The organism is Burkholderia sp. KJ006 (assembly GCF_000262695.1).
Classification (GTDB): domain Bacteria; phylum Pseudomonadota; class Gammaproteobacteria; order Burkholderiales; family Burkholderiaceae; genus Burkholderia; species Burkholderia vietnamiensis.
In genome coordinates this window covers 902,431-926,329 of record NC_017921.1, presented here as the reverse complement: position 1 = coordinate 926,329, position 23,899 = coordinate 902,431, and the positions used below count along the sequence as shown (strand labels likewise).

General features: G+C 70.0%; 21 protein-coding genes. 11 read left to right on the top strand and 10 right to left on the bottom strand.

What is annotated here, in order from left to right; translation table 11 throughout:
- Positions 1 to 5 precede the first annotated feature (5 nt).
- The 5 genes from MYA_RS18215 to MYA_RS18195 form a co-directional block, all read right to left on the bottom strand.
- Positions 6 to 662, bottom strand: coding sequence for a DUF2894 domain-containing protein (locus MYA_RS18215; protein WP_014724508.1), 657 nt, complete (start codon positions 660 to 662; stop codon positions 6 to 8).
- Positions 659 to 1,303, bottom strand: coding sequence for an OmpA family protein (locus MYA_RS18210; protein ID WP_014724507.1), 645 nt, complete (start codon positions 1,301 to 1,303; stop codon positions 659 to 661). Before MYA_RS18210 ends, MYA_RS18215 begins: the two co-directional genes overlap by 4 nt.
- 3 nt (positions 1,304 to 1,306) lie before the next feature.
- On the bottom strand, positions 1,307 to 3,634 hold the full coding sequence (locus MYA_RS18205) for a DUF802 domain-containing protein (RefSeq protein WP_041494074.1): 2,328 nt from the start codon (positions 3,632 to 3,634) through the stop codon (positions 1,307 to 1,309).
- Positions 3,635 to 3,644: 10 nt separating this feature from the next.
- Positions 3,645 to 4,409: a DUF3348 domain-containing protein gene (locus tag MYA_RS18200; protein WP_011881421.1), complete on the bottom strand. Its 765-nt coding sequence runs from the start codon at positions 4,407 to 4,409 to the stop codon at positions 3,645 to 3,647.
- A 333-nt stretch (positions 4,410 to 4,742) separates the two neighbouring features.
- Complete coding sequence (locus MYA_RS18195) at positions 4,743 to 5,381, bottom strand: LysE family translocator (RefSeq protein WP_014724505.1); 639 nt, start codon at positions 5,379 to 5,381, stop codon at positions 4,743 to 4,745.
- 226 nt (positions 5,382 to 5,607) lie between these two features.
- On the opposite strand from MYA_RS18195, the gene MYA_RS18190 reads away from it, so the two are divergent.
- The gene (locus MYA_RS18190) at positions 5,608 to 6,984 is read left to right on the top strand and encodes an FAD-containing oxidoreductase (protein WP_011881419.1); all 1,377 of its coding nucleotides are present in this window, start codon (positions 5,608 to 5,610) and stop codon (positions 6,982 to 6,984) included.
- 264 nt (positions 6,985 to 7,248) lie between these two features.
- Here the strand turns inward: MYA_RS18190 and MYA_RS18185 are convergent, their stop codons facing one another.
- On the bottom strand, positions 7,249 to 8,142 hold the full coding sequence (locus MYA_RS18185; protein ID WP_014724504.1) for an SDR family oxidoreductase: 894 nt from the start codon (positions 8,140 to 8,142) through the stop codon (positions 7,249 to 7,251).
- Positions 8,143 to 8,237: 95 nt separating this feature from the next.
- Here MYA_RS18185 and MYA_RS18180 point away from each other — a divergent pair, with 95 nt between their 5' ends.
- Positions 8,238 to 9,095: a helix-turn-helix transcriptional regulator gene (locus MYA_RS18180; protein ID WP_014724503.1), complete on the top strand. Its 858-nt coding sequence runs from the start codon at positions 8,238 to 8,240 to the stop codon at positions 9,093 to 9,095.
- Between the two features lie 159 nt (positions 9,096 to 9,254).
- Positions 9,255 to 10,511, top strand: coding sequence for a cyanate transporter (locus MYA_RS18175; RefSeq protein ID WP_014724502.1), 1,257 nt, complete (start codon positions 9,255 to 9,257; stop codon positions 10,509 to 10,511).
- A gap of 99 nt (positions 10,512 to 10,610) precedes the next feature.
- Here the strand turns inward: MYA_RS18175 and MYA_RS18170 are convergent, their stop codons facing one another.
- Complete coding sequence (locus MYA_RS18170) at positions 10,611 to 10,898, bottom strand: PAAR domain-containing protein (protein ID WP_014724501.1); 288 nt, start codon at positions 10,896 to 10,898, stop codon at positions 10,611 to 10,613.
- A 45-nt stretch (positions 10,899 to 10,943) separates the two neighbouring features.
- Positions 10,944 to 11,957 (bottom strand): DUF6396 domain-containing protein, encoded by a 1,014-nt coding sequence (locus tag MYA_RS18165; RefSeq protein ID WP_148278582.1) that lies wholly within the window; start codon positions 11,955 to 11,957, stop codon positions 10,944 to 10,946.
- A 508-nt stretch (positions 11,958 to 12,465) separates the two neighbouring features.
- On the opposite strand from MYA_RS18165, the gene MYA_RS18160 reads away from it, so the two are divergent.
- The gene (locus MYA_RS18160) at positions 12,466 to 14,028 is read left to right on the top strand and encodes a methyl-accepting chemotaxis protein (RefSeq protein ID WP_014724498.1); all 1,563 of its coding nucleotides are present in this window, start codon (positions 12,466 to 12,468) and stop codon (positions 14,026 to 14,028) included.
- 105 nt (positions 14,029 to 14,133) lie between these two features.
- Here the strand turns inward: MYA_RS18160 and MYA_RS18155 are convergent, their stop codons facing one another.
- The gene (locus MYA_RS18155; RefSeq protein WP_014724497.1) at positions 14,134 to 15,009 is read right to left on the bottom strand and encodes an IclR family transcriptional regulator; all 876 of its coding nucleotides are present in this window, start codon (positions 15,007 to 15,009) and stop codon (positions 14,134 to 14,136) included.
- Between the two features lie 294 nt (positions 15,010 to 15,303).
- On the opposite strand from MYA_RS18155, the gene MYA_RS18150 reads away from it, so the two are divergent.
- The 7 genes from MYA_RS18150 to MYA_RS18120 are packed head-to-tail and all read left to right on the top strand — an operon-like array spanning position 15,304 to position 22,128.
- Positions 15,304 to 16,386 (top strand): ABC transporter ATP-binding protein, encoded by a 1,083-nt coding sequence (locus MYA_RS18150; protein ID WP_014724496.1) that lies wholly within the window; start codon positions 15,304 to 15,306, stop codon positions 16,384 to 16,386.
- Entirely contained in the window at positions 16,387 to 17,376 is a 990-nt protein-coding gene (locus MYA_RS18145) for an ABC transporter permease (protein WP_014724495.1), read from the top strand. It abuts the gene before it with no gap.
- Positions 17,373 to 18,167, top strand: coding sequence for an ABC transporter permease (locus tag MYA_RS18140; RefSeq protein ID WP_011881409.1), 795 nt, complete (start codon positions 17,373 to 17,375; stop codon positions 18,165 to 18,167). Before MYA_RS18145 ends, MYA_RS18140 begins: the two co-directional genes overlap by 4 nt.
- Complete coding sequence (locus MYA_RS18135; protein WP_014724494.1) at positions 18,167 to 18,517, top strand: (2Fe-2S)-binding protein; 351 nt, start codon at positions 18,167 to 18,169, stop codon at positions 18,515 to 18,517. The genes MYA_RS18140 and MYA_RS18135 overlap by 1 nt, the downstream gene beginning before the upstream one ends.
- Positions 18,514 to 19,941, top strand: a complete 1,428-nt coding sequence (locus tag MYA_RS18130) for an FAD-dependent oxidoreductase (RefSeq protein WP_014724493.1) — start codon at positions 18,514 to 18,516, stop codon at positions 19,939 to 19,941. The genes MYA_RS18135 and MYA_RS18130 overlap by 4 nt, the downstream gene beginning before the upstream one ends.
- Entirely contained in the window at positions 19,934 to 21,085 is a 1,152-nt protein-coding gene (locus MYA_RS18125; RefSeq protein ID WP_011881406.1) for an NAD(P)/FAD-dependent oxidoreductase, read from the top strand. Before MYA_RS18130 ends, MYA_RS18125 begins: the two co-directional genes overlap by 8 nt.
- Positions 21,082 to 22,128, top strand: a complete 1,047-nt coding sequence (locus MYA_RS18120; RefSeq protein WP_011881405.1) for an ABC transporter substrate-binding protein — start codon at positions 21,082 to 21,084, stop codon at positions 22,126 to 22,128. Before MYA_RS18125 ends, MYA_RS18120 begins: the two co-directional genes overlap by 4 nt.
- 82 nt (positions 22,129 to 22,210) lie before the next feature.
- Here the strand turns inward: MYA_RS18120 and MYA_RS18115 are convergent, their stop codons facing one another.
- Positions 22,211 to 23,458, bottom strand: a complete 1,248-nt coding sequence (locus MYA_RS18115; protein ID WP_014724492.1) for a YbfB/YjiJ family MFS transporter — start codon at positions 23,456 to 23,458, stop codon at positions 22,211 to 22,213.
- Positions 23,459 to 23,899 lie beyond the last annotated feature (441 nt).

Below are 23,899 nucleotides of genomic sequence, written 5' to 3'. Positions count from 1 at the left end.
GGGCGTCATCGCGCCCTCACCCGCGCGACTTTCTTCGCGGGCTTGCCGGACTTCGCTGCCTTGGCGCGCGGCGCATCCTTGTCGGGCGGCGGGCCGCCGGCCAGATCCTCGAGCCATGCCAGCGCATCGATATACGACAGGAACTGCTGCAGGTAGTCGGGCGACAGCTCGCGCATCGTCGCGAGCGACCGATGCACGAGGCTGTTCGAATTGAGCGGCCCCGCGTTGCGCGGCACCTGGTCGAGCGACTGGCGGTACTGCTGCTCGGTGCGGACCTTCGACCACGTCGCGCGGAAGTAGTCGATCAGCTCGGGATCGATCCCGCGCCGGTCGGCCTGCGCATCGCGCGCGAGCCGCGCGACGAGCCCGGCGAGTGCGCCGCGCGCAGGCCCCTGCGCGCCGGCATGCGCGCTGTCGCACGCAGCTGCGGTTGCGGTTGCAGCTACGTTTATGCCTTCGCTCGCGCGCGCCACGATCGCGGCGAACGCGTCGAGCAGCGTCGCGAGCCGCGCGTCGAGCAGCGCGCGCGCATCGCCGTCCAGCGCGGCCGCGCGTTTGGCGAGCGCGTCGAGCCGATGGAAGCGCACCGGGTCGAGCCGGTCGGCGCGCTGCTCGCGCCATCCGTCGAGCATCGCGCGCACCTGCGTCGCGTCCACCGTCACTTCGCCGTTCCTCCATTCGACGCGCTCTTGCGCGGCACCGGCGCGATCTCCACGCGGCGGTTCTTCGCGCGGCCTTCGTCGTCGGCGTTCGAGCTGACCGGCTGCTGCGAGCCGAACGCCGCCGCGAACACCGACGGCGCCGGCACGCCGGCGTCGATCAGCGCGCGCGTGACGGTCAGCGCGCGCTTCGCCGACAACTCCCAGTTGTCCGCGAACAGGCGGTTGCCGGCGCGCACCTGCTGATCGTCGGCGAAGCCGCTGACCATCAGGATCTCGTCGCGCGTCTTCAGGTACGCGGCGAGCGGCCCGGCCAGCGTCTTCAGCAGATCGCGGCCGGCCGGCTGCAACTGGTCCGAGTTCAACGCGAACAGCACGTTGCCGCTGATCCCGATGCGCCCGTTCACGAGCGTCACGCGACCGGCCGCGAGCGGCCCCGCGAGCGCCTGCTCCAGCGACGCGCGCTGCTGCGCTTCCTGCCGGCGCGCGCGCACGGCTTCCTCGAGCTTCGACGTCAGCTGCAATTGCATGCCGATCACGCCGACGAGGATCAGCACGAAGGCGCCGAGCAGCACCGACATCAGGTCGGCGAACGCGGGCCAGACCGGCGCGGCGGGCGCGCCGTCGTCGATTTCGTCATGCATGTCTTACGCTCCGACCGATGCGCGCCGACCGGCAATCTGCTGCAGATCCTCGACGATCTGCTTCTGCGACATCATGCTCAGGTCGATCACCTCGCGCGCCTGCGCGACGTAGTACTCGAGCTGCTCGTCGCTGCGCGCGAGCGATTTCTCGAGCGCGGCCTCGATGCGTTGCAGGTGGCTCAGCAGCTTGTCGTTCGATTCGCCGAACACCTGCACGGCCGCGCCGAACGCATCGCCGAGGCTCGCGACCTCGACCGCGCCCGCCGTCACCTGCGCCGCCACGGAATCGAGCTTGCGCGTCTCGGCATCGACGGCGTCGTTGAAGCGCGCGCCGACGCGTTCGAGCAGATCGGCCGACGTGCTGACGAGCGCATCGATCGCGGTGCGCTGCTCGGTCGATGCGTGATTGACCGCGCCGAGCAGGGTTTCGAGCGTCGCGAGCAGGCGGCTGCGCTCGTCGAGCATCGCCGTGTCGCGCACCATGCTGTCGGACAGGCGCTGGCGCAATTCGGCGACGACGTCCGCCGCGGCCTTCGGCGCTTCCGATGCGGCCTGCACGAGGCGCGAGATTTCGTTGATCGTGTCGCTCGCGTGCGCCTGCGCCTGTGCGGTGATCTCGTTGGCGGTGCGTGCCAGCGCATCGCAGATCTCCTGCTGACGGCCTGCGCTATGCACGCCCGCACGTTGCCATTCGTCGCCGAGCTTCGCGGCCATCGCAGCGAGCGATGCGTTCCATGCGGTCAAACGCTCCTCGTCGCGTGCGGCGAGCTGCGTTTGCAGGCCCGCGTGCGAATCGCGAATCGTCGACAGCAGATCGTTCGAGCGTCGTTCGAACGTCGCGGCTTGCGCGGTCAGATCGCGTGTGGTCTGTGCGAGCGCATCGCAGATCTCCTGCTGACGGCCCGCGCTGTGCACGCCCGCACGCTGCCATTCGTCGCCGAGCTTCGCGGCCATCGCGGCGAGCGAGTCGCTCCATGCAGCCAGACGCTCCTCGTCGCGTGCAGCCAGTTGCGTCTGCAACCCCGCATGCGCGTCGCGCATCGCGACGAGCGCGGCCGCCGAGTGTCGTTCGAACGTGGCCGCGGCTTCGCCGAGCGCGCGCGCATGCCGGTCGGCCAGCGCGTCGCCGACCTGCTGCTGCTGCGCGAGCGCATCGCGCCACGCGTCGGACAGACGGCCTTCGGTGGACTCGAGGCGCGTCGCGACGCCGTCGAGCAGATCGCTCGAACGCTGCGCGAAGGTGTCGGTGAACCGGCCGAGCGTCGTCTGCAGCTGCTGCGCTACGGCGTCGCCGGCGCGGCGCTGCTCGTCGAGCGCGCGGCCCCACGCGGCCGTCACGTCGGCGGTGGTCTGCTCGAAGCCGCCGGCCAGCGCGTCGAGCTGGCGCTGCACCGCGCCCGTCACGGTGTCGCGCAGCGCGGCCATCTCCTGCGCGAGCCCCGTCATCGTCGCGGCGACGACCGGCTGCAGCGCAGCGCCGGCCACGCGCGCGCTTTCGGCGGCACTCTCCTTCAACGCGTCGCCGACGTTCGCGGCAAGGCCCGCATACGCGCGCTCGGTGCGCTCGAAGAAGGCGTGCTGGCTTTCGATCTGGCGATCGTGCAACGCGGCGCTGCGTGCGTCGAGCGCCGTCATCATCGTGTGCAGCCGGTCGACCAGCGCGGGCATCACGTCGGCCTGGCGCTGCAGCAGCCGGAACGATTCGTCGCGCTGATGCGCGGACGAGTGCACGCGCAGCGTCGTCGCGATCTTCGCGTCGAGCAGCTGCGCTGCCTCGATGCGTTCGCGCCGCACGAGCGCCGACAGCAAGCCGAGCATCGCGGACGTCGCGACACCCGCGATCGACGTGCCGAACGCGAAACCGAGGCCCTTGACGGGCGCGATCAGCGACGCGCGAATCGCATCGAGGTCGGTGGCGCTTTCGAGCGCGGCGCCCGTGCCTTTCAATGTCACGACCATCCCGAGCAGCGTGCCGAGCATGCCGAGCAGCACGAGCAGGCCGACGAGATAAGGCGTCAGCGCCGGACCCGGCAGCGCGACGCGCGCGCCCTCGACGCGCGCGCGCACCGCGCCGCGCAGCCCGGGGTGCAGCGTATCGAGCCACGTGTCGAGCGTCGCCGGCGGCTCGGTCAAGCCGGCCACCGCGCGCGTCAGCGTGGCCGTGGCCTGCCGGTAACGCTGCAGCTCCCACGCACCGGCGACGTAGCACGCGCCGATCAGCAGCGTGACGGCGGCCGCAAGCGGGTTCGACGCGACATAGCCGGCGCCGATCCAGCCCACTGCGAGCAGGCCGGCGATGAACACAACGAGATCAAGACGAATTCTGGACATAGCTTGGGAATTAGCTGGTGCGAAGGGCCGCGAGCAGCCCGTCCACCGTTTGAAACCGGACTTCGAGTTCGGCCAGCAGGATGCTTTGCATCTCGTCGCGGAACGTGTCGAGCCACGTACCCGGCACGACCGGCGTGACCGGCGCGGGGCTCGGCGCGTCGGGCGCGGCATCGGCATCGGCATCGGCCGCTGCTTGCGCGTCGGCGAGCGCCTGCCGCTCCGCGTCGCGCAGCCGCTCGAAGCGCGTGCCGAGCAACGCGGGCACGGCGCCCAGCAGGCTGCGCTCACGCGCGCCGAGCACGCGCTCCATGATCGCGTCGAGCGTCGCGAGCCGCGCCAGCGCGGACGAACGCGCGGCGAGCGCGACGCGCAGGCGCGCGCGCAACTGGCCGATCGCCGTCTCCATCTCCTGCTGCAGGGACAGACACTGCTGGCGGAAGTCCGCGAAATCGGCCGTGTCGGCGGGCGGCGGCGGCATCTCGCCGGCGCGCCGCCGCGTGCGCGGCCGAAGGGCGCCCGTGATCGCCTGCGCGAGGTCGTGGCGCACGCGCGCGCTGTCGCGCTCGGCGTCGTAGCCGCGCACGCCGGCCGCGACAGCGGGCGGGTTCGCATTCAGTGCCGACGACAGCGTGATCGCGTCGGTCCAGCCGAGCCATTGGCTCAGGCGGTCCGACAGCGTCTGCCGGGATTCCGCGACGTCGGCATCGGTCAGGCGCGCGAGCAGCCGGACGAGCGTCGGGCCGCTCAGCGCCGGGCGCGGAGGTGCTTGCACCATGCTGCAAACCGTCAAAAAAGGCAGCAGTTTACACGTCGTCGCGCGGTCGCCCGCCAGAATCGGGAAAGCGATGCGGCACCGCACCGCGTGCGGCCGGCGGGAACGCCCGCCGCACAAGGCTCGCGAGCCGATCGCGGGCGCGCCGGCCGGGACGGCGCCGCACCGCGCGGCGGCTGCGGGCCGCCGGCGAGCAAGCCGGCCGGGCTCGCAACGACGGTCGAACGGGTTCCATGAGCCTTACTCGTGCCGAACGCGATCGCTCGCAGCCGGACCATCGGCCGGCCGTGGTGACGGGGAGTCAGTGCATCGCAGACGCGCCAAGCGCGCGTCGCATCAGATCCCGGCCTTCGGCGCGTTCAGGATCAGCCGCAGCCCGAGCAGCGCGATCGCACCGGCCGCGATGCGGTCGACCCACTTCCTCGCCCGGAGATACAGCTCGCGCGGCCGGCGGGTGGAGAAGCACAGCGCGACGATCGTGTACCAGCCGAACTCGACCGCGAACACGAGCGGCGGCAGCGCCAGGTAGCACCACAGCGGCGGATGTTGCGGCAGCAGCGCCGCGAAGATGCTGCCGTACCAGATCGCAGTCTTCGGGTTGCTCAGCTGGGTCGTGAGGCCGGTCAGGAACGACTTGCGCGCGCTGCCCGCCGCGCCGCCCCGCGGATCGTCCATCGCGATCGGCCGGTCCGCGCCGCGCCAGATCTTCGACGCCATGTAGATCAGATACGCGCCGCCCGCCAGCTTGAGCGCGACATACAGCCACTCGACCGCCTGCAGCAGCGTATAGAGCCCGGCGAGCGCGACGCCGCCGAACGCGATGCCGCCCACGCCCATGCCGAGCGCGGTCGCGAGCCCGTCGCGGCGCGACAGCCCGATCGAATTGCGGGCGACCAGCACGAAGCTGGGGCCCGGAATCATCGCGCCGAGCCAGAGCGCAGCCAGAATGGCGAGTACGGCAGCCGATGCAGTCATCGAAGTCTCCTTTGCCTTGCGACGCCGCGACGCCGGCGCCTGCGCGTCCGTCCCGGACCGGGAAGCCACCGATTCTGGCACGCTTCGCGGGCCGCCGAAAGCGCGGCCGCACGTGCGGGGCGGCGCCAACCGGTCTACCATGGGCGCTCGCCGCCGTTCGCGCGCGCCGGCCCGGCATGCGGCTTGCGCGCTCCGTTCCCACGTTGAACCAGCGCAGGAGGACGTCATGACGCAACACTTCGACGCGATCGTCATCGGCACCGGGCAAGCCGGGCCGCCACTCGCCGCGCGCCTCGCGGGCGCCGGCATGAAAGTCGCGATCGTCGAGCGCGGCCGGTTCGGCGGCACCTGCGTGAACACCGGCTGCATTCCGACCAAGACGCTGATCGCCAGCGCCTACGCGGCGCACCTCGCGCGGCGCGCGCACGAATACGGCGTGTCGGCCGGCCCGGTCAGCGTCGACATGAAGGCCGTGAAGGCGCGCAAGGACGCGATCGCCGGCCGCTCGAACCACGGCGTCGAGCAATGGGTGCGCGGGCTCGACCATACGACCGTGTTGCAGGGTCATGCCCGCTTCGAGCAGGCCGACACGGTGCGCGTCGGCGACGCGTTGCTCCAGGCCGAGCGGATCTTCATCAACGTCGGCGGCCGCGCGCAGATTCCGCCGATACCGGGTCTCGACACGGTGCCGTACCTGACCAACTCGACGATGATGGACGTCGATTTCGTGCCCGAGCATCTGGTGATCGTCGGCGGCAGCTACATCGGGCTCGAGTTCGGTCAGATGTACCGCCGCTTCGGCGCGCGGGTCACCATCGTCGAGAAAGGGCCGCGCCTGATCCAGCGCGAGGACGACGACGTCTCGCAGGCCGTGCAGGAGATCCTCGCCGGCGAAGGCATCGACGTGCAGCTCGGCGCGAACTGCCTGCGCGCGCGACGCGACGGCGAGCGCGTCGTGGTCGGCCTCGATTGCGACGGCGGCGGCCGCGAAGTGGCCGGCTCGCATCTGCTGCTGGCAGTGGGCCGCGTGCCGAACACCGACGATCTCGGCCTCGAACGGGCCGGCGTCGCGACGGACTCGCGCGGCTACATCGCCGTCGACGAGCAATTGCGCACCAACGTCCCGGGCATCTGGGCGCTCGGCGACTGCAACGGACGCGGCGCGTTCACGCACACCGCGTACAACGACTACGAGATCGTCGCGGCGAACCTGCTCGACGACGATCCGCGCAAAGTGTCCGACCGCATTCCAGCCTATGCGCTGTACATCGATCCGCCGCTCGGCCGCGTCGGGATGACGCTCGCGCAGGCGAGGCAGACCGGCCGCCGGCTGCTGGTCGGCACGCGGCCGATGACGCGCGTCGGCCGCGCGGTCGAAAAAGGTGAGAGTCTCGGCTTCATGAAGGTGATCGTCGATGCGGACGACCACGCGCTGCTGGGCGCGTCGATCCTCGGCGTGACCGGCGACGAAGTCGTGCACGGGCTGCTCGACGTGATGGCCGCGCGCGCGCCTTATACGACCATCAGCCGCGCGATGCATATCCATCCGACCGTGTCCGAACTCGTGCCGACGCTGCTGCAGGATCTGCATCCGGTGGAATGAGGGGCGGTGTGCGCCGGCGGCGGCGCACGATCGAAAGGTTTGGGTTCGACGGCGTGACCGCAGCCGGTCGGTGCAGGGAGTGCCTTACGGCGGCCGGTAGGTTCGGCGGTTCGGCGGTTCGGCGGTTCGGCACGGGCGTCTGACAGTCCGAACATCCGGGTGCCCGACTACCCGTGCGCCCGAATGTCCAGGGATCGAAGCGTCATCGCAGCGATGCAGCGATGCGCCGCGACACGCGCGCCGCATGCGCTGCTCGCGCGTGCGTCAGCTCGCGAAGTACTGCGGCCGGTCGATGTCGGCCAACAGCCCCGGCTGCGTCGGCGCCCAGCCGAGCGCCGCGCGCGTGCGCTCGCTGGTTGCGGGCGCATCCATTCCGACGAACATAGCGAACCAGCCGAAGTGCTCGCGCGCCTGCTCGGCCGAGATCGACGCAACGGGCAGATCGAGCCGTCGGCCGATCACGGTCGCAATCTCGCGAAACGGCACGCCCGTGTCGTCGACCGCGTGGTAGCGCGCGCCGCGCGCACCGCGCTCGACTGCGAGCCGGTACACGCGCGCCGCGTCCAGCCGATGCACGGCCGGCCAGCGGTTCTCGCCCTCGCCGACGTAAGCGGATACCCGTCGCTCGCGTGCGAACGCGATCAGGCGCGGCACGAACGCGTGGTCGCCGTCGCCGTGCACCGACGGCGGCAGGCGCACGACGGACGCATGCACGCCGCGCGCTTCGAGCGCGTGCGCCGTCGCTTCCGACGCGCGCGGATAGGCCGCCGACACCGGCACGTGCGGATCGTCCTCGGTCGCCGCGCGGCCCGGTGCCACCAGCGCGAGCCCCGACGTGACGACGAGCGGCCGCGCCGACCCTTCCAGCACCGCGCCGATCGTCTCGATCGCGCGGCGGTCGAATTCGCAGTTTTCAGCGAAGCGCGAGAAGTCGTGATTGAATCCCGTATGGATGACCGCGTCGGCGGACTCGGCGCCGCGCGTCAGGCTGTCGGCATCCTCGAGCGACCCGCGATGCACCTGCGCGCCGGCGGCCGCAATCGCTGCCGCGGCGGCGTCGGAACGCGCGAGGCCGAGCACCGCATGCCCGGCGGCCACGAGTTCGGCAACGACCGCGGAGCCGACGAAACCCGACGCTCCAGTAACGAAGACACGCATGTTCAACACCTCCGGATGAGTTGGAGGCTTACTATCTGCCGGCCGCCGCGCGCGGTGAAGACGTGACGGTTTACCGGTAAACGAACTAACAGGCTATGGCTGACGCCCCCGACAACCTGCTCGGCGCGTACCTTCGGGACCGCCGCGAGAAACTCGACCCCGCCGCGCTCGGGCTGCCGTCGACGCGGCGCCGCACGCCGGGCCTGCGGCGCGAGGAAGTCGCGCAGCGCGCGCACGTGAGCACCGCGTGGTACACGTGGCTCGAACAGGGGCGCGGCGGCGCGCCGTCGGCCGACGTGCTCGATCGGCTCGCCCGTGCCTTGCTGCTCGACGACGCCGAACGCGAGCATCTGTTCCTGCTCGGCGTCGGCCATCCGCCCGAAGTGCGTTATCACGCGAGCAGCGGCGTGACGCCGCGCCTGCAGCACGTGCTCGATGCGCTCGACGCGAGCCCCGCGATCGTGCGCACGGCGACCTGGGACGTGGTCGCATGGAACGCCGCGGCCGCCGCGACGCTGACCGACTATGCGACGCTGCCGCCGGCCGCGCGCAACATCCTGCGGCTGATCTTCGTCGATCCGCGCGTGCGCGACGCGCAACCGAACTGGGACCGCGTCGCGCGGTTCGCGGTGGGCGCGTTCCGCGCCGACATCGCGCGCGGCGGCGCGACCCAGGCCGTCCAGGCCTTCATCGACGAGATGCGCGCGACGAGCGCCGAATTCGACGCGCTGTGGCGCGACCACGATATCCGCTCGCACGACGAAGGAACGAAGGAGATCCGCCATCCGCACGCGGGGCGGATCACGCTCGAATACTCGGCGTTCGCCGTGATCGGCCGTGCGGACTTGAGCCTCGTGATCTTCACGCCGACGACGGCGGCCGATCGCGCAAGCATCCGTTCGCTCGTCGCTGCGCGCGAGCAGGCTCGTGCAGCGCAGGCGCCGGCCATGTAGCGGTGCGGCGTCGCCCATGCGCGCTGTCGTGCGGCGTGGACGCGCCATCGGATTCCCCACTGACAGGCAGTCGAATATTTAATTTTCAAGCGGCGCAGCGCAGCTTTACCCTTTCGGCATCGCATCGTGGGGCCGCAGGCCCCGTCCTGGAGCAATTCGATGACCGACCGCTGCACCGCGCAAGCCGCCTGCCGTCCGCACGCCGCTTCAATGTCGTATGGCGCGCTCGCGCTGCTGGTGCTGGCCGGCATCAACCTGCGTCCGTTCCTCACTGCATTCGGCCCCGTCCTCGACCTCGTGCGCAGCGACACCGGCCTCGGCTTTCGCGCGGCTGCGCTGCTGACTACCCTGCCGTTCGTGCTGATGGGCATCGTCGCCGGGGTCGGCGTGGGACTCGCGCGGCGCGTCGGCGAACGACGCGCGCTGACGGTCGCGCTGGTGCTGATCGCCGCCGGCTGCACCGCGCGGTTGTGGGCGGGCAGCGGCAGCGGGCTGGTGGTCACCGCGATCGTCGCGGGCGCAGGGGTCGCGGTGATCCAGGCGCTCACGCCGGGCCTCGCGAAGCGCTGGTTCGTCGATCGGCTGCCGCTCGCGATGGGCGTCTATTCGGCCGCGCTCGTCGGCGGCGGGGCGTTCGGCGCGATGACGAGCCCGTGGCTCGCCGCGCACGGCGGCTGGCGTCTGTCGCTGGCCGTCTGGGCCGTACCCGCGCTCGTCACGCTCGCGTTGTGGCGAACGCATGCGCCCCGTGACGCAGCGCACGGAGCGCATGCAGTGCATGCAGCGCACGCGGCCACGGTGCCGGCGTCGGTCGCCGCGTTCGCGCGGGTGCCGCGCGCATGGCAGCTGGCGCTGTTCTTCGGTCTCTGCAACAGCGGCTATGCGAGCGTCGTCGCGTGGCTGCCGGCGTTCTATCGCAGCGCTGGCATGAGCGCGCAGGCGAGCGGCAACCTGCTTGCATGGATGGCGCTGTTCCAGGCGGCCGGCGCGCTGGCGATGCCGCTGCTCGCGAAACGGGCGCACGATCGGCGTGCGGTGCTATGGGCGACGCTGGCGTTGCAGGCGGCCGGCTTCGCCGGGTTCGCGGCGATGCCCGCGCTTGCGCCATGGCTGTGGGTCGCCAGCGTCGGCATCGGGCTCGGCGGTTTCTTCTCGATGAGCCTGATCGTCACGCTCGACCATCTTCCCGACGCACGACTCGCCGGTGCGCTTGCCGCGTTCGTGCAGGGTGTCGGGTTCCTGATCGTGGCCGCGAGCCCGTGGCTGATCGGCTGGCTGCGCGACGCGGGCGGCGGCTTCGCGATCGCGTGGTGGGCGCATGCCGGCGTGGTCGCGGCGATGGCCGCGTTGAACGCCGCGTTCGCGCCCGCCGGTTATCGGCGCAGCATGGTGCGCATTACCGGCGCGGCGTGCTGAGCGGGCAAGTTCGACGATATGGCGCGTGGGCCGCTGCGGCGCGCATCGGTGGCGACGTGAACGTATCGACCACCATGCGATTGGCGGCCTTGCGTACCGTCACGCGTCGACCGACATCATTTGCTGAGACGGGACCAGCTTCGGCGGCGGGGCGCACTTGCAGATACAAAGGTCATCGCTCAATGCCACAGGCCGCCCGTCCGGCCCCGTCATCGGCTGTCGCGGGCCGACACATTGAATCTTGCCGACGGTTTTGCACGCGGGACAGATCACGTCGTCGCCTTCATGAGCGATGTGTCTGCCGCCAAGCTCGAACGGCGTTGCCGTTGCGCGGACGGTTCCGGCCACGGTCGTGTGATCGCCGTCGAGGATCATGTATCGCGTCATTTGTCGTTGCCTCGTTCAGGTATTCAATGTCTTGCCGGTTTTCTCTTACAGCGGGAAACCGGTTTTCGGATCCAGATTGTAGGCCTTCGCCATCGCATCGACCGTCGCTTCCGACGGCTTCGGTGGCGAGGCGGCGGCGTCCTGCTCCTTCTGCCATTCGAATGTGCCGTCCCACCGGGGGAGCTTTGCGGGCGGAAGGGGCACGATTTTGTCGATGTCGGGGAGTTTGGGGTTGCGGCCGTCGTTCGAGCGCAGGAATTCCAGAATCGCGCGGTATCTCCGCGAGCGCTCTGAATCATTGGTCAGCGCGAGATAATATAAACCGTCGGTTTGCGGCGGGGCCTTGAAGCCGTTACCCAGAAAGGAAGCTGACTGAATACTGCCCGCCTCCACTCCTTTTTGAAAGGCCTTTACCGCGTCCGGATACAGCTTATCGCCGCTCAAATCGATACCCAACGCGCTTGCGGCCTCACCAGATCCCTGGTCCGTAGCACACTGGCGCATCTGTCTGGCAATCTCCGGAGCCTTATCAAGCGGCGCCAGTAATTGCGCCACATACGCCTGCGCCTCCGGGTTTCCAAGATCGGCCGCCTTTCGGAAATACCGCAGTGCCGTCTCGGCATCCTGTCCCAGTCCATATCCGGTTTCGAGATAGTGACCGATGTCGTAGTAGCCCGATGGGATGCCTTGTTGGATCAGTCGCACGGCAAGCTCCACCGTTTCCTTCGGTGCATCGGGTGAATCGGCCAAACCGTCGGAAATCAGCGACTGGAGATTCTGATTGGCCTTGTAGTGTCCATGTGCCGCCGCGATCCGGTAATAGCGCGCCACCTCGTTGAAATCTTTCGTGCCGTCCTGCTTCTCCAAAAACCGCGCGTAGCGAAACAGGCCGTCCGCCTGTGGATCAAGCGGCGGCAGGTGATCCGCCTGATGCGTGCAGCTGAAAGCGAGATTCGTGCGCACGGCGCTCATGTCGGGCAAAGCGGTCCCCGGCATTTCCTTTTTCGAGCAGGCGCAGGCGACCAGGGCAAGCCCAATGATGATGGCGTATCGATTCATGAATCAGTCGGAACGGGCGATCGTGTTCGAAGCTCGCATGAAGGCCACGAGCGACGCGTATGGCTGTTGGGCCACCATTTTGTCGCATCTATTTCACACCTACCACCGCCGCCGCGAATGCGGCATCGCCAACACACCGCCTGGCGCATCTCAATCAAATCCATCCATCGTCGTTCCACGCCCACGTGCTGAATCCACTCACTGCCACGAAGCGATTCACCACCGTCCGATTCAGCGGAATCCCCTGCCGAGATTCGAACGACTTTCCAGCCCGCAGCACGATCGGCCATACCAACAACCCCGCCCCACCCTCAACCGAACGCAGGCGCCCCACCTGTCGCATCCATCCATATCCACGTCGCATACGGATAAAACCTCCGCGCCCCACCCGCCGTTAACGCGTTCGTAACCCCGGCGCCCCGAGCTTCGACGCGGCGCCCGTCGTCGTTCGTGATCCGCCATCCACATCGCCCGTCGGCCGCCGTTCGACCGCCGGCAAGGGAACGTCATGCGCAAACTCAGCATCCGCGGCGGCCTCGTCGCGACCATCGCCGGCTACACCGTGCTGCTCCTGCTGGTGGTCGGCGCCTGCATCGCCGCGCTCTACGCGGGCAACCATTCGCTCGAGGCGATGTACCGTGACGACACCGCGTCGCTGCTGCATCTGAAGACCAGCTCCGAGCGGATGCTCGTGCTGCGCGAACGCGTGAGCGACGTCGCGCAGATCATCAGCGCCGGCCAGCCGGCCAACGCCGAAATCGCGCAGCTCCATACGCTGCTCCAGCAAAGCAACGACGAACTCGACGCGTACACGCGACTGCACGCCCGCGACGCCGACGAGCAGGCGCTGTTCGACACGCTGCAATCACGTCGCCGCATGCTGCTCGATCAGGTGTTCCTCAAGGCGATGTCGCAGCTCGACCACGACAACGCCTTCGACTTCCTCGAAACGCACCGCACCGCGCCGCCCGGGCTGTTCACCGCCTATCAGCAGGCGATCGACGCGCTCGAATCGTTCCAGGTCACGCGCCAGAAGGCGCGCTACGACGCAGCCGGCGCGCGCTTTCACCGGATCGTCTGGGCGATGGCGAGCGTCGCCGCGTTCGCGCTGCTGGTCGGCTTCGTCGCGCAGCGCGTGCTGGCGAAGGCGATCATCGAGCCGATCCATCTGGCCGTCGATCAGTTCGACCGGATCTCCAAAGGCGATCTGACCGGCGCGGTCGCGATCCGCGGCGAAAACGAAATGGCCTATCTGCTGAAGGCACTCAAACGCATGCAGGCCGGCCTCGTCGACACCGTGACCCAGGTACGCACGAGCACGGAGACGATCGTCGGCGACGTGCGCACGATCGCGAGCGGCAACGTCGATCTGTCCACGCGCACCGAACAGCAGGCCGTCTCGCTGCAGCAAGCTGCGGCAAGCGTGGAGCAGTTGACCGCGACGGTGCGCCAGAACGCGGACAACGCGCGCGATGCCCGCACCTACGCGCAGGGCGCGGCCGGCATCGCGGCGCGCGGCGGCGACGCGATGCGGCGCGTCGTCGAAACGATGTCGGCGATCTCCACCAGCTCCGCGCGGATCTCCGGCATCGTCGGCGTGATCGAAAGCATCGCGTTCCAGACCAACATCCTCGCGCTGAACGCCGCCGTCGAAGCCGCGCGGGCAGGCGAACAGGGCCGCGGCTTCGCGGTCGTCGCGACCGAGGTGCGCGGGCTCGCGCAGCGCTGCGCGTCGGCGGCGAAGGAAATCCGCGAACTGATCGGCAACTCGACGCAGCGTGTCGAGGACGGCAGCGCGCTCGTCGCGCTCGCCGGTTCGGCGATGTCCGAACTCGTCACCGCGGTCGAGCGCGTCAACGCGATCATGAGCGAGACCAGCACCGCGTTCGACGAGCAGACCGCCGGCATCGAGCAGGTGAACGCGGCCGTGATCCAGATGGAGCAGACGATGCAGCGCAACGCCGCGCTCGTCGAAGAAGCGGCGGCGGCCGCGCTGTCGCTCGACGATCAGGGCGCGCGGCTGAGCGATGCCGTCGCGCAGTTCCGTCTGCACGGCGCGGCGACGGCCTGATGGCACACGAATGGCACACTGATGGCGCGCGAGCGGTGAACCGTGACCGGCAGGCGACGCCCAACCGCGGAACCGGCCGCGCCGCAGCGCCGCCGCGCACCGCCTCTAGCCGCCGTTCCCCGACAGCCCGTGCATCGGCCGCCGCAGCGCGGCATCGAACGGATTCGTGCGCGGGCCGATCGCGTCGGCCTGGCGCCTGAGCAGTTCGACGACCATCGGCATCCGGTCGTCGCCGAGCCGCGACGCCAGCGTGCCGACGCTCAGCGCGCCGACCGGATAGCCGGTGCGATCGAGGATCGGCACCGCGACGCCGGCCATGCCGTCGAGCACGCCGCTGTTGCGGCCCGCGTAGCCGAGCTCGCGCACGCGCTCGATCTCGGTGCGCAGGTACACCTCGTCGAGCACGCCGTAGCCGCGGATACGCGGCACGTTGAAGCGGATCACCTCCTCGCGCTCGGCTTCCGGCAGGAACGCGAGGATCGCGAGGCTGCCCTGCCCGACGCCGAGCGCGATGCGCCCGCCGATGTCGCCGGTAAACGACCGGATCGGGAACGGCCCTTCGCACAAGTCCAGACACACCGCGTCGAAGCCGCTCTTCACGAGCAGGAAGATCGTCTCGCCGAGGCTCGCGCACAGCCGCAGCAACGCGGGCCGGCACAGCGTGCGCATGCTGCTCGGATTGCCGGCCAGCGCGGCGAGCGCGAAGAAGTCGACGCTCAACCGATACAGCTTCGATTGTTCGTCCTGCTCGACCATGCGCTCGGCGATCAGCGACTGCAGGATGCGATGCGCGGTGCCCTGCGTGAGGCCGACGGCCTTCGCCAGGTGCGTGACGCGCACGCCGTCCTGCTGCATGCCCGCCAGCGCGCGCAGGATCGCGAACGCACGCTGCAGCATGCCGACGCCCGCTGCGCCGGTCGCGTCGTCTGGCTGCCGCACGGGCGCTTCCGCCGACGTTCCGCGCGAATCGGGTTCCTGCATACCGGCGCTCCTCGATGATTTCATTGAATGGAATAGGGTGAGCCGCCATTGTCGTCCCGCCGAAAAACCGCGGGCATCCGGGTGTGCACGGGATTGACGCGCGTTTTTCGCGGTACGGCCGCCCTTCATCCAACGGAACGAATCGCACCCGCTTCGTCGATTCATTCCGTTCACCGGAATTCTTCCGAAATTCCTCTCGTTGAGCAGAATTCGAAATTGACGCGCCGAAATATGGCTGGCTAGAGTCCGCGTCAATGACGCACCGGCGCTCCGGTGTGCGAACCGGAGCCTCCCATGTCGTTTCTCACGCTTACGGATCTGACGAAAACGTACGGCGAGCTCACCGCCGTCGCGGACGTCAACCTGTCGGTCGAGCAAGGCGAGTTCGTGTCGCTGCTCGGGCCGTCGGGCTGCGGCAAAACCACGACGCTGCAGATGATCGCCGGTTTCGTCGACGTGACGCGCGGGCGCATCGCGCTCGACGGGCAGGACATCACGCACATGAAGCCGAATCGCCGCGGCCTCGGCATCGTGTTCCAGAGCTATGCGCTGTTTCCGCACATGAGCGTCGAGCAGAACGTGGGCTTCGGCCTCGACATGCGCGGCGTCGACAAGGCCGAGCGCGCGGAGCGCATCCGCGCGGCGCTGTCGCTGGTGCGACTCGATGCGCTCGCGCAGCGTTTTCCGCGCGAGCTGTCCGGCGGGCAGCGGCAGCGCGTCGCGATCGCGCGCGCGGTGGTGATCGAGCCGCCGGTGCTGCTGCTCGACGAGCCGATGTCGAACCTCGACGCGAAGCTGCGCGAGGACATGCAGTTCGAACTGCGCGCGATCCAGCGCAAGATCGGCACGACGACGATCATGGTCACGCACGATCAGTCCGAGGCGCTGTCGATCAGCGACCGCGTGGTCGTGATGGAAGCCGGCCGCATCACGCAGACCGACACGCCGTACCACGCGTACGAACGCCCGGAGAACCGCTTCGTGTCGCAGTTCATCGGCAAGGCGAACCTGTTGCCCGGCACGGTCGTCGCGCACGACGGCGATGCGATTCGCATCGACCTCGGCCACGATCTCGCCGAGACGGGCCGCACCGCGCATCTGCGGATGCACGAGCGCGACGTGCGCGTCGGCGACGCCGTGTCGGTATGCATCCGCCCCGAGAAGCTGCGGCTGTGCGTGCCGGGCGCGGGCCGCTTCGCCGCGACCGTCACGAGCCGCTTCTTCCTCGGCAGCCAGTGGCTGTACCGCGTGGACAGCGCACTCGGCGAAGTGCTCGTGTGCTGCCAGAACGAAGGCGCGGAGCCACTCGAGGAAGGCGCGCCGGTCGGCGTCGACTGGCACAGCGACGCGGTGCGCGTGATGCGCGGGGAGGCATGAATGGCACAGCCTGCCCGCCCGCTGCCTGCCGATCCCGCGCAACGCGGCACGAGCACGAGCACGAGCACCAATACGAGCGCCGCTACGCCGCCGGCACGCGCGGCCGCCCCGCGTCCGCCGCGCGCGACGTGGCGCGCCCATGCGCCGCTGTGGCTGATGTGCGCGCCGGCGTTCGCGCTGTTCGCGGCGCTCGTGCTCGCGCCGCTCGCGATGACCTTCGCGCTCACGTTCTACCGCTTCGATCCGGCCACCGGCCCGAGCGCCGCGTTCCAGTTCGGTCACTACGCGGAGGTGCTCGGCTCGTCGTACTTCCACGCGATCTTCGCGCGCACCTTCGGCATCGCCGCGCTGACCACCGCGATCTGCGTCGCGATCGGCACGCCGGAGGCGTACGTGCTGTCGAAGATGCGCGACCCGTGGCGTTCGCTGTTCCTGCTCGTCATCCTCGCGCCGCTGCTCGTCTCGGTGGTCGTGCGCGCATTCGGCTGGAGCATGCTGCTCAACACGGGCGGCCTCGCGAACCAGGCGCTCGCGCTCGTCGGGCTCGGGCCGTACAAGCTCGAGTACACGACGTTCGCGATCGTGATCGCGCTCGTCCACGTGATGCTGCCGTTCATGGTGATTCCCGCGTGGACGGCCCTGCAACGGCTCGATCCGCAAACCGAGCACGCGGCGCTGTCGCTCGGCGCATCGCCGTTCACGACGCTGCGGCGCATCGTGGTGCCGCAGCTGATGCCCGGCGTGCTGTCGGGCAGCCTGATGGTGTTCGGGCTGTCGGCGAGCGCGTTCGCGATTCCCGGCCTGCTCGGCGGACGCCGGCTGAAGGTTGCGGCCACCGCCGTCTACGACGAATTCCTCGGCTCGCTGAACTGGCCGCTCGGCGCGACCATCGCCGTGCTGCTGCTGGTCGCGAATCTCGTCGTGATGCTCACCTACTACCGCGTGCTCGAACGCCGCTACGCGCGCAGCCTCGGAGGCGCTTCCCGATGAGAAACAACGGCCCTGTCGCGCTGGCGTTCCACACGCTCGTGATCCTGTTCGTGCTCGCGCCGCTCGCGATCGTCGTGCTGGTCGCGTTCACGCCCGACGAAACGCTGACGCTGCCGACGCACGGACTGTCGCTGCGCTGGTTCCGCGCGATCCTCGACTATCCGGACTTCATCACGGCGTTCGCCAACAGCGTGAAGCTCGCGTTCGCGTCGGCGACGCTGTCGCTCGCGCTCGGCCTGCCGGCAGGCCTCGCGATCGGGCGCGCGACGTTCCCCGGCCGCGCGTTCGTGAACGGCCTGCTGCTGTCGCCGCTGGTGATTCCCGGCCTCGTGCTCGGCATCGCGCTGCTGCGCCTGTTCGCGCTGATCGGCGCAACCGGCTCGTTCGCGTGGCTCGTGCTCGCGCACACGATCGTCATCACGCCGTTCGTGATGCGGCTCGTGCTCGCGTCGGTCGCGGGGCTCGACCGCAGCATCGAACAGGCCGCGTGCTCGCTCGGCGCCGACCCGTGGACGATCTTCCGCCGCATCACGCTGCCGATGATCGTGCCGGGCATCACCGGCGGCTGGCTGCTCGCTTTCATCAACAGCTTCGACGAGCTGACGATGTCGATCTTCGTCACGTCGCCGCAGACGGTCACGCTGCCGGTGCGCATGTACATGTACGCGACCGAATCGATCGACCCGATGATGGCGTCGGTGTCGGCGCTCGTCATTTTCATCACCGCCGGCGCGATGCTGCTGCTCGATCGCGTGTACGGCCTGAACCGCATCCTGATCGGCCAACATTGATGACGACTTCCGCTTCCCGCTCCACCGATATCGCCGACGACGGCGCGCAGTTCGTGCGCGTCGCCGAACATGGACGCACGGCGGTCGCGTTCACGCTCGACGGCCGCGCCGCGCACGCGCTCGCCGGCGATACCGTGCTCACCGCCATCCTCGTCGCGCGGCGCCGCGTGCGCGTGAGCGAATTCAGCGGCCAGCCGCGCGCAGGCTTCTGCCTGATCGGCGCGTGCCAGGACTGCTGGGTGCGCACCGAGGCCGGCGCACGGTTGCGCGCGTGCTCCACGCCGATCGCCGAAGGCATGCGCCTCGTGACGACGGCCGTGCAGCCGGCCGCGACCGGAGCCGCGTCGTGACGGCCGCGCTGCAGCCGGTGATCGTCGGCGCGGGGCCGGCCGGCGTGCGCGCTGCCGAGGCGCTGGTCGACGCGGGGCTGCGCCCCGTCGTGATCGACGAGAACGCACGCTGGGGCGGGCAGATCTATCGGCAGCCGCCGGCCGGGCACGCGTTCACGCGCGGCAAGCGCACGCTGTACGGCTTCGACGCCGCGAAGGCCGACGCCGTGCACCGCACCATGGCCGCGCTGCTGCCGCACGTCGACTACCGGCCGAACACGCTCGCGTGGGCGTGCGGCACGGGCCGTATCGACACGCTGCAGGACGGCCGCGAAGTGACGGTGCCGTTTTCGCGCCTGATCGTTGCGAGCGGCGCGACCGACCGCATGCTGCCGGTGCCCGGATGGACGCTCGCGGGCGTCTACACGCTCGGCGGCGCGCAGGTCGCGCTGAAGGCGCAGGGCTGCGCGATCGGCCGCCGCGTCGTGTTCGCCGGCACCGGGCCGTTGCTGTATCTGGTCGCCTATCAATATGCGAAAGCCGGCGCGCAGGTCGCGGCCGTGCTCGATACGAGCCCGCTGCGTCAGCAGACGGCCGCCGCCGCCGCGCTGTTGCGGATGCCGACGACCTTCGCGAAGGGGCTGTATTACATCGGCTGGCTGCGCGCGCACGGCGTTGCGGTGAAAACCGGCGTGACGCTCGAGCGCGTGCTCGGCGACCAGCACGTGCGCGGGCTCGCGTGGCGCGCGGCCGACGGCGACGCGCACATGCTCGACTGCGATGCGCTCGGCCTCGGCTTCGGGCTTCGCCCCGAAACGCAGCTCGCCGATCTCGCCGGATGCCGGTTCCGCTTCGATCCGCTGAGCGGCGCGTGGCTGCCGGAGCGCGACGCGGCCGGCCGCACGTCGATGCGCGGCGTCTACGTCGCCGGCGACGGCGCGGGCATCGCGGGCGCCGACGCGGCCGAAGCATCGGGCCGGCGCGCGGCGCTCGCACTGCTCGACGATGCCGGCTTCGCGTCGGGCTCGCCCTCCGGCAAGCCCGGCGCGGCCGCGCTCGAGCGCACGCTGGCGCGGCTCGGTGCGTTCCGCGCGGGCCTCGAGGCGGCGTTCGCGCCGCCGGCCGAGCTCGCCGCACGCTGCCCCGACGACACGATCGTGTGCCGCTGCGAGGAGATCGATGCGGGCACGCTGCGCCGCTGTGTTCGCGACGGCGCAGCAACCGAACTGAACCGGCTGAAGGCGCTGACGCGTGCCGGGATGGGCCGCTGCCAGGGCCGCATGTGCGCGGACGCGGCCGCGCGCGTGCTCGCCGCCGAAACCGGCCGCCCGCTGGCGGAGGTCGGACGGTTGCGCGCGCAACCGCCGGTGAAACCGTTTCCGATCGCAGCCGCGCTCGCGGGCGACGACGTCGCGACGATTCCCGACGAGGCGCGCGATGAATGAGCGCAGCCGTTACGATGTCGCGATCGTCGGCGGCGGGCTGGTGGGCGCGTCGGCGGCGCTCGCGCTGACGCGGCGCGGGCTGCGCGTCGCGCTGTTCGAGCGCCGCGATTGCGGCGCGCAGGCGAGCGGCGTCAACTACGGCGGCGTGCGCTGCCAGGGCCGCCCGGCCGAACAGCTGCCGCTCGCGCTGCGCGCGCGGCGCATCTGGGATCGGCTGCCCGAGCTGATCGGCAGCGACGGCGAGTTCGTCGTGTCCGGCCACTTGCGGCTCGCGCGCAGCGACGCCGATCTCGACGCGCTCGATGCATACGCGACGCTCGCCGGCGAGCACGGCCTGCCGCTGCAAGTGATGCGCGGCGCGGCGTTCCGCCGCCGCTACCCGTGGCTCGGCAGCGCGGCGCTCGGCGGCTCGCTGTGCGCGACCGACGGGCACGCGAACCCGCGCATCGTGTCGCCCGCGTTTGCGCGCGCGGCGCGCGCGGCCGGCGCCGACGTGTTCGAACACGCGCCCGTCGACGACGTGCGACACGACGGCACGCAGTTTCACATCCATGCGGGCGCGCGCACATGCGTCGCGACGTGGCTGATCAACTCGGCCGGCGCGTGGGCGAACACGATCGCCGAACGCTTCGGCGAGGCGGTGCCGATGGAGCCGATCTACCCGAACATGTGGGTGACCGAGCCGCTGCCGCCGTTCATCACGCACAACCTGGGCGTGTACGGCGGCGGCGTATACGCGCGGCAGGTCGCGCGCGGCAACTGCGTGATCGGCGGCGGACGCGGCCGCGGCGACGGCGAGTTCGGCCAGCCGTCGGTCGACACGACGCGCGCGGTGATGCGCGACGCGTGCGCGCTGCTGCCCGCGCTGCGCGACGCGCTGCTGATCCGCACGTGGAGCGGCGTCGAAGGCTGCACGCCGGACCACAACCCCGTCATCGGCGCGAGCCGTACGACACCGAAGCTGCTGCATGCGTTCGGCTTTTCCGGCGGGGGCTTCCTGCTCGCGCCGGGCGTCGGCGAAGTGCTCGCCGACCTCGTCACGGCCGGCGAAACCGCCACGCCGCTCAGTGCATTCTCGATCGGCCGCTTCTTCCGCGAAGCCGCGCCGAGCGCCCCTATCCGTCAACAGGAGACCCAACGATGAAACTGCCCGCAACGATCGCGGCGGCGGCCGCCCTCTGCATCGCGTGCGCCGTCGCGCCCGCGTCCGCGCAAACCAGGACGATCTACGTCGGCATGAACGGCGGCCCGATGGAGAAGGCCTATACGAGCCAGGTGCTGCCCGAGTTCGAGAAGGCGAACAACGTGAAGGTCGTCGTCGTGCCCGGCACGTCGTCGGACGTGCTCGCGAAGCTGCTTGCGAATCGCAACAAGCCGCAGATCCACGTCGCGTTCCTCGACGACGGCGTGATGGCGCGCGCGGTGAGCCTCGGCGTGTGCCAGAAGCTCGACGATTCGCCGGTGCTCAAGGAGCTGTATCCGTTCGCGCGGATGAAGGACGACGTCGGCGCGGGCGTGCAGCTCGGCATGACGGGCATCGCGTACAACCGGAAACTGTTCGCGGAAAAGGGCTGGGCGCCGCCGACGTCGTGGCTCGATTTCGCCGATCCGAAATACAAGGGCAAGGTCGTGTTCCAGTCCGCATCGAGCAGCACCTTCGGGCTGCACGGCTTCCTCGCGATCAACCGGCTGCTCGGCGGCAGCGAGCAGAACGTCGAGCCGGGCTTCAGCAAGTGGGCGAGCACGGTCGGCCCGAACGTCGTCGAGTACATTCCGAACTCGGCGAAGATCTCCGAGATGGTGCAGACCGGCGAAGCCGGCCTGTTCCCGCTGACCCCGACCGGTGTCGGCGATCTCCAGGACAAAGGCATTCCGGTCGCCTACGCGAACCCGAAGGAAGGGCCGGTGCTGCTGCTGGTCGACCTGTGCGTGGTGGCGAACAACCCGGACCCGCAACTCGCGCAGAAGCTCGCGCAGTTCCTGCTGTCGGCCCCCGCGCAGACGAAGGCGGCCGAGGCCGGCAGGCAGATCCCGACCAACCGGCTCGCGAAGATGCCCGCCGCGATGCAGCAGAGCCTCGGCAACGTCGACGATCTGCTGCACAAGGTGACGGTGGTCGACTGGACCGCGATCAACGCGCATCGCACGCAGTGGGATACGCGCTGGAATCGGCAGATCGAGCGGTGAGTGTCGAGGGTTGGGGGTGCGCCATCGCCGGCGCCGCGGCCATCCTCCGCGGACGCGGTGCGCGCCGGCCGCGCGCCGGCGATCAGCGGCGCGGCAACGCCCGCTGCGCCGCCGCCAGCCCAGCCCCCGCGAACAGCGTCAGCGCCGAATAGACGAGCCCGCGCGCGAGGCCCGCGCTGTCCGACACCCAGCCGATCGCGACCGGCCCGGCGATCTGTCCGAACGCGAAGACCGTGGTGAACGCGCTGATACCCTTCGCCCAGCCTTGCGGCGGCAGGTTGTGACGCACGAACGCGGTCGTCGACGCGACCGCCGACAGGAACGTCGCGCCGAACAACACGCCCGACGCGAACGCGGCTGCCGGATGAACGAACAGCGCGGGCATCAGCGTCGCCACGCCGAGCAACGCATTGAGCACCGCGAGCGCCTGGCCGCCGCGCATCCGGTCGAGCAGCGTCGACCATAGCCGTGCCGACACGACGGTCGCGACGCCGAGCATCACGTAGAACGCGGCCACCACCGTCCCGCTCATCCCGGCGCCGCGCAGCAGCGCGACGATGAACGTCATGTAGCCGATGTAGCCGACGCCGAACAGCCCGTAGCCCGCGAGCGCGAACGCGAAGCGCGCGGGGCCGGCGATCGCGGCCGGCGCGGCGGCGTCGCGTCGCACGGCGGCTGCCGCGTGCGCGTGCTCGATGCGGCGCGCGGCCGACACGGCCGCCGCCGAGAACAGCACGCAAGCGAGTGCGAGCGCGAACCAGGCCGGCTGCCAGCCGTGCGCGCGATGCACGAGCGTCGCGGGCACCAGCAGCGACGACGCGACGATCCCCCAGCCGGTGCCGCCGTAGTACAGGCCGAGCAGCAGCCCGGCGTCGCGTGGCGACGCGGATGCGAGCCGCGCGGCCAGCACGCCGCCGCTGATGAAGATCAGCGCGCTGCCGATGCCCGTCGCGACGCGCGCGGCGAGCAGCGCGTCGGTGCCCGACACCAGCCCGCAAGCGGCCATCAGCGATACGGTGAGCACGCAGCCGGCGGTGAGCAGCGTACCCGCGCGCCAGCGCCGCGACAGCAACGGAAAGACGAGCGCGCCGAGCAGATAGCCGGCCGCGTTGGCCGTATTGAGCGCGCCGGCCTCGGCGAACGACCAGCCGAGATCGGCCTTCATCGGCGGCAACAGCAGTGCATACGAAAAGCGCGCGAGCCCCAGCGCGATCGCGCTGCCGAGCGACAGCCGGACCGCGAGCCGCCAAGCGGCCATCCGGTCGGCTTCGGCCGTGCCGGCGCCCGCCCGTGCGCGGGCGGCATGCTGCGGTGGCGGCGCTGCGCGCATCGCGGTGTCTCCATGATGGTTCGAATCGTCCAGCCTGACCGGCCGTGCGCGCGGCCGTGACCGCGCGTGAAGAAGCCGTCAGATGGTGCCAGAAAACCGGCGGCGCCGCGCGTGCCCGGTGCGGCATCGGCAACCGCCGGCGCGCGAGCGCGGCCGGTCGTGCGCGGCATGCGTGAATAGCCGAATTCAAAAAACGAAACCGCTACACACCCATTGAAATTATAAAAAATACAATTCCCGGCCGAATTGCTCCCATCGCCGATATTCCGAAAAAAATCGCCGCGCGCGTTTGAATCGATTCGGCGTCATCCGGCCCCGGATCACGCCGACAGGTGCGAATTCCGCGTGTTTATCAACGAACGACTAAAAACGCAGCAATGCATTGCATTCGATAAATCCTCAGACTAATATCGACGCCACTCGCCCGGCATTCAGGAAATA

Bases quoted from the DNA above. Each gene is read 5' to 3' on its own strand.
- MYA_RS18210 (WP_014724507.1), bottom strand. From the start codon at position 1,303: ATGCATGACGAAATCGACGACGGCGCGCCCGCCGCGCCGGTCTGGCCC.
- MYA_RS18205 (WP_041494074.1), bottom strand. From the start codon at position 3,634: ATGTCCAGAATTCGTCTTGATCTCGTTGTGTTCATCGCCGGCCTGCTC.
- MYA_RS18200 (WP_011881421.1), bottom strand. From the start codon at position 4,409: ATGGTGCAAGCACCTCCGCGCCCGGCGCTGAGCGGCCCGACGCTCGTC.
- MYA_RS18195 (WP_014724505.1), bottom strand. From the start codon at position 5,381: ATGACTGCATCGGCTGCCGTACTCGCCATTCTGGCTGCGCTCTGGCTC.
- MYA_RS18190 (WP_011881419.1), top strand. From the start codon at position 5,608: ATGACGCAACACTTCGACGCGATCGTCATCGGCACCGGGCAAGCCGGG.
- MYA_RS18185 (WP_014724504.1), bottom strand. From the start codon at position 8,142: ATGCGTGTCTTCGTTACTGGAGCGTCGGGTTTCGTCGGCTCCGCGGTC.
- MYA_RS18180 (WP_014724503.1), top strand. From the start codon at position 8,238: ATGGCTGACGCCCCCGACAACCTGCTCGGCGCGTACCTTCGGGACCGC.
- MYA_RS18175 (WP_014724502.1), top strand. From the start codon at position 9,255: ATGACCGACCGCTGCACCGCGCAAGCCGCCTGCCGTCCGCACGCCGCT.
- MYA_RS18170 (WP_014724501.1), bottom strand. From the start codon at position 10,898: ATGACGCGATACATGATCCTCGACGGCGATCACACGACCGTGGCCGGA.
- MYA_RS18165 (WP_148278582.1), bottom strand. From the start codon at position 11,957: ATGAATCGATACGCCATCATCATTGGGCTTGCCCTGGTCGCCTGCGCC.
- MYA_RS18160 (WP_014724498.1), top strand. From the start codon at position 12,466: ATGCGCAAACTCAGCATCCGCGGCGGCCTCGTCGCGACCATCGCCGGC.
- MYA_RS18155 (WP_014724497.1), bottom strand. From the start codon at position 15,009: ATGCAGGAACCCGATTCGCGCGGAACGTCGGCGGAAGCGCCCGTGCGG.
- MYA_RS18150 (WP_014724496.1), top strand. From the start codon at position 15,304: ATGTCGTTTCTCACGCTTACGGATCTGACGAAAACGTACGGCGAGCTC.
- MYA_RS18145 (WP_014724495.1), top strand. From the start codon at position 16,387: ATGGCACAGCCTGCCCGCCCGCTGCCTGCCGATCCCGCGCAACGCGGC.
- MYA_RS18140 (WP_011881409.1), top strand. From the start codon at position 17,373: ATGAGAAACAACGGCCCTGTCGCGCTGGCGTTCCACACGCTCGTGATC.
- MYA_RS18135 (WP_014724494.1), top strand. From the start codon at position 18,167: ATGACGACTTCCGCTTCCCGCTCCACCGATATCGCCGACGACGGCGCG.
- MYA_RS18125 (WP_011881406.1), top strand. From the start codon at position 19,934: ATGAATGAGCGCAGCCGTTACGATGTCGCGATCGTCGGCGGCGGGCTG.
- MYA_RS18120 (WP_011881405.1), top strand. From the start codon at position 21,082: ATGAAACTGCCCGCAACGATCGCGGCGGCGGCCGCCCTCTGCATCGCG.
- MYA_RS18115 (WP_014724492.1), bottom strand. From the start codon at position 23,458: ATGCGCGCAGCGCCGCCACCGCAGCATGCCGCCCGCGCACGGGCGGGC.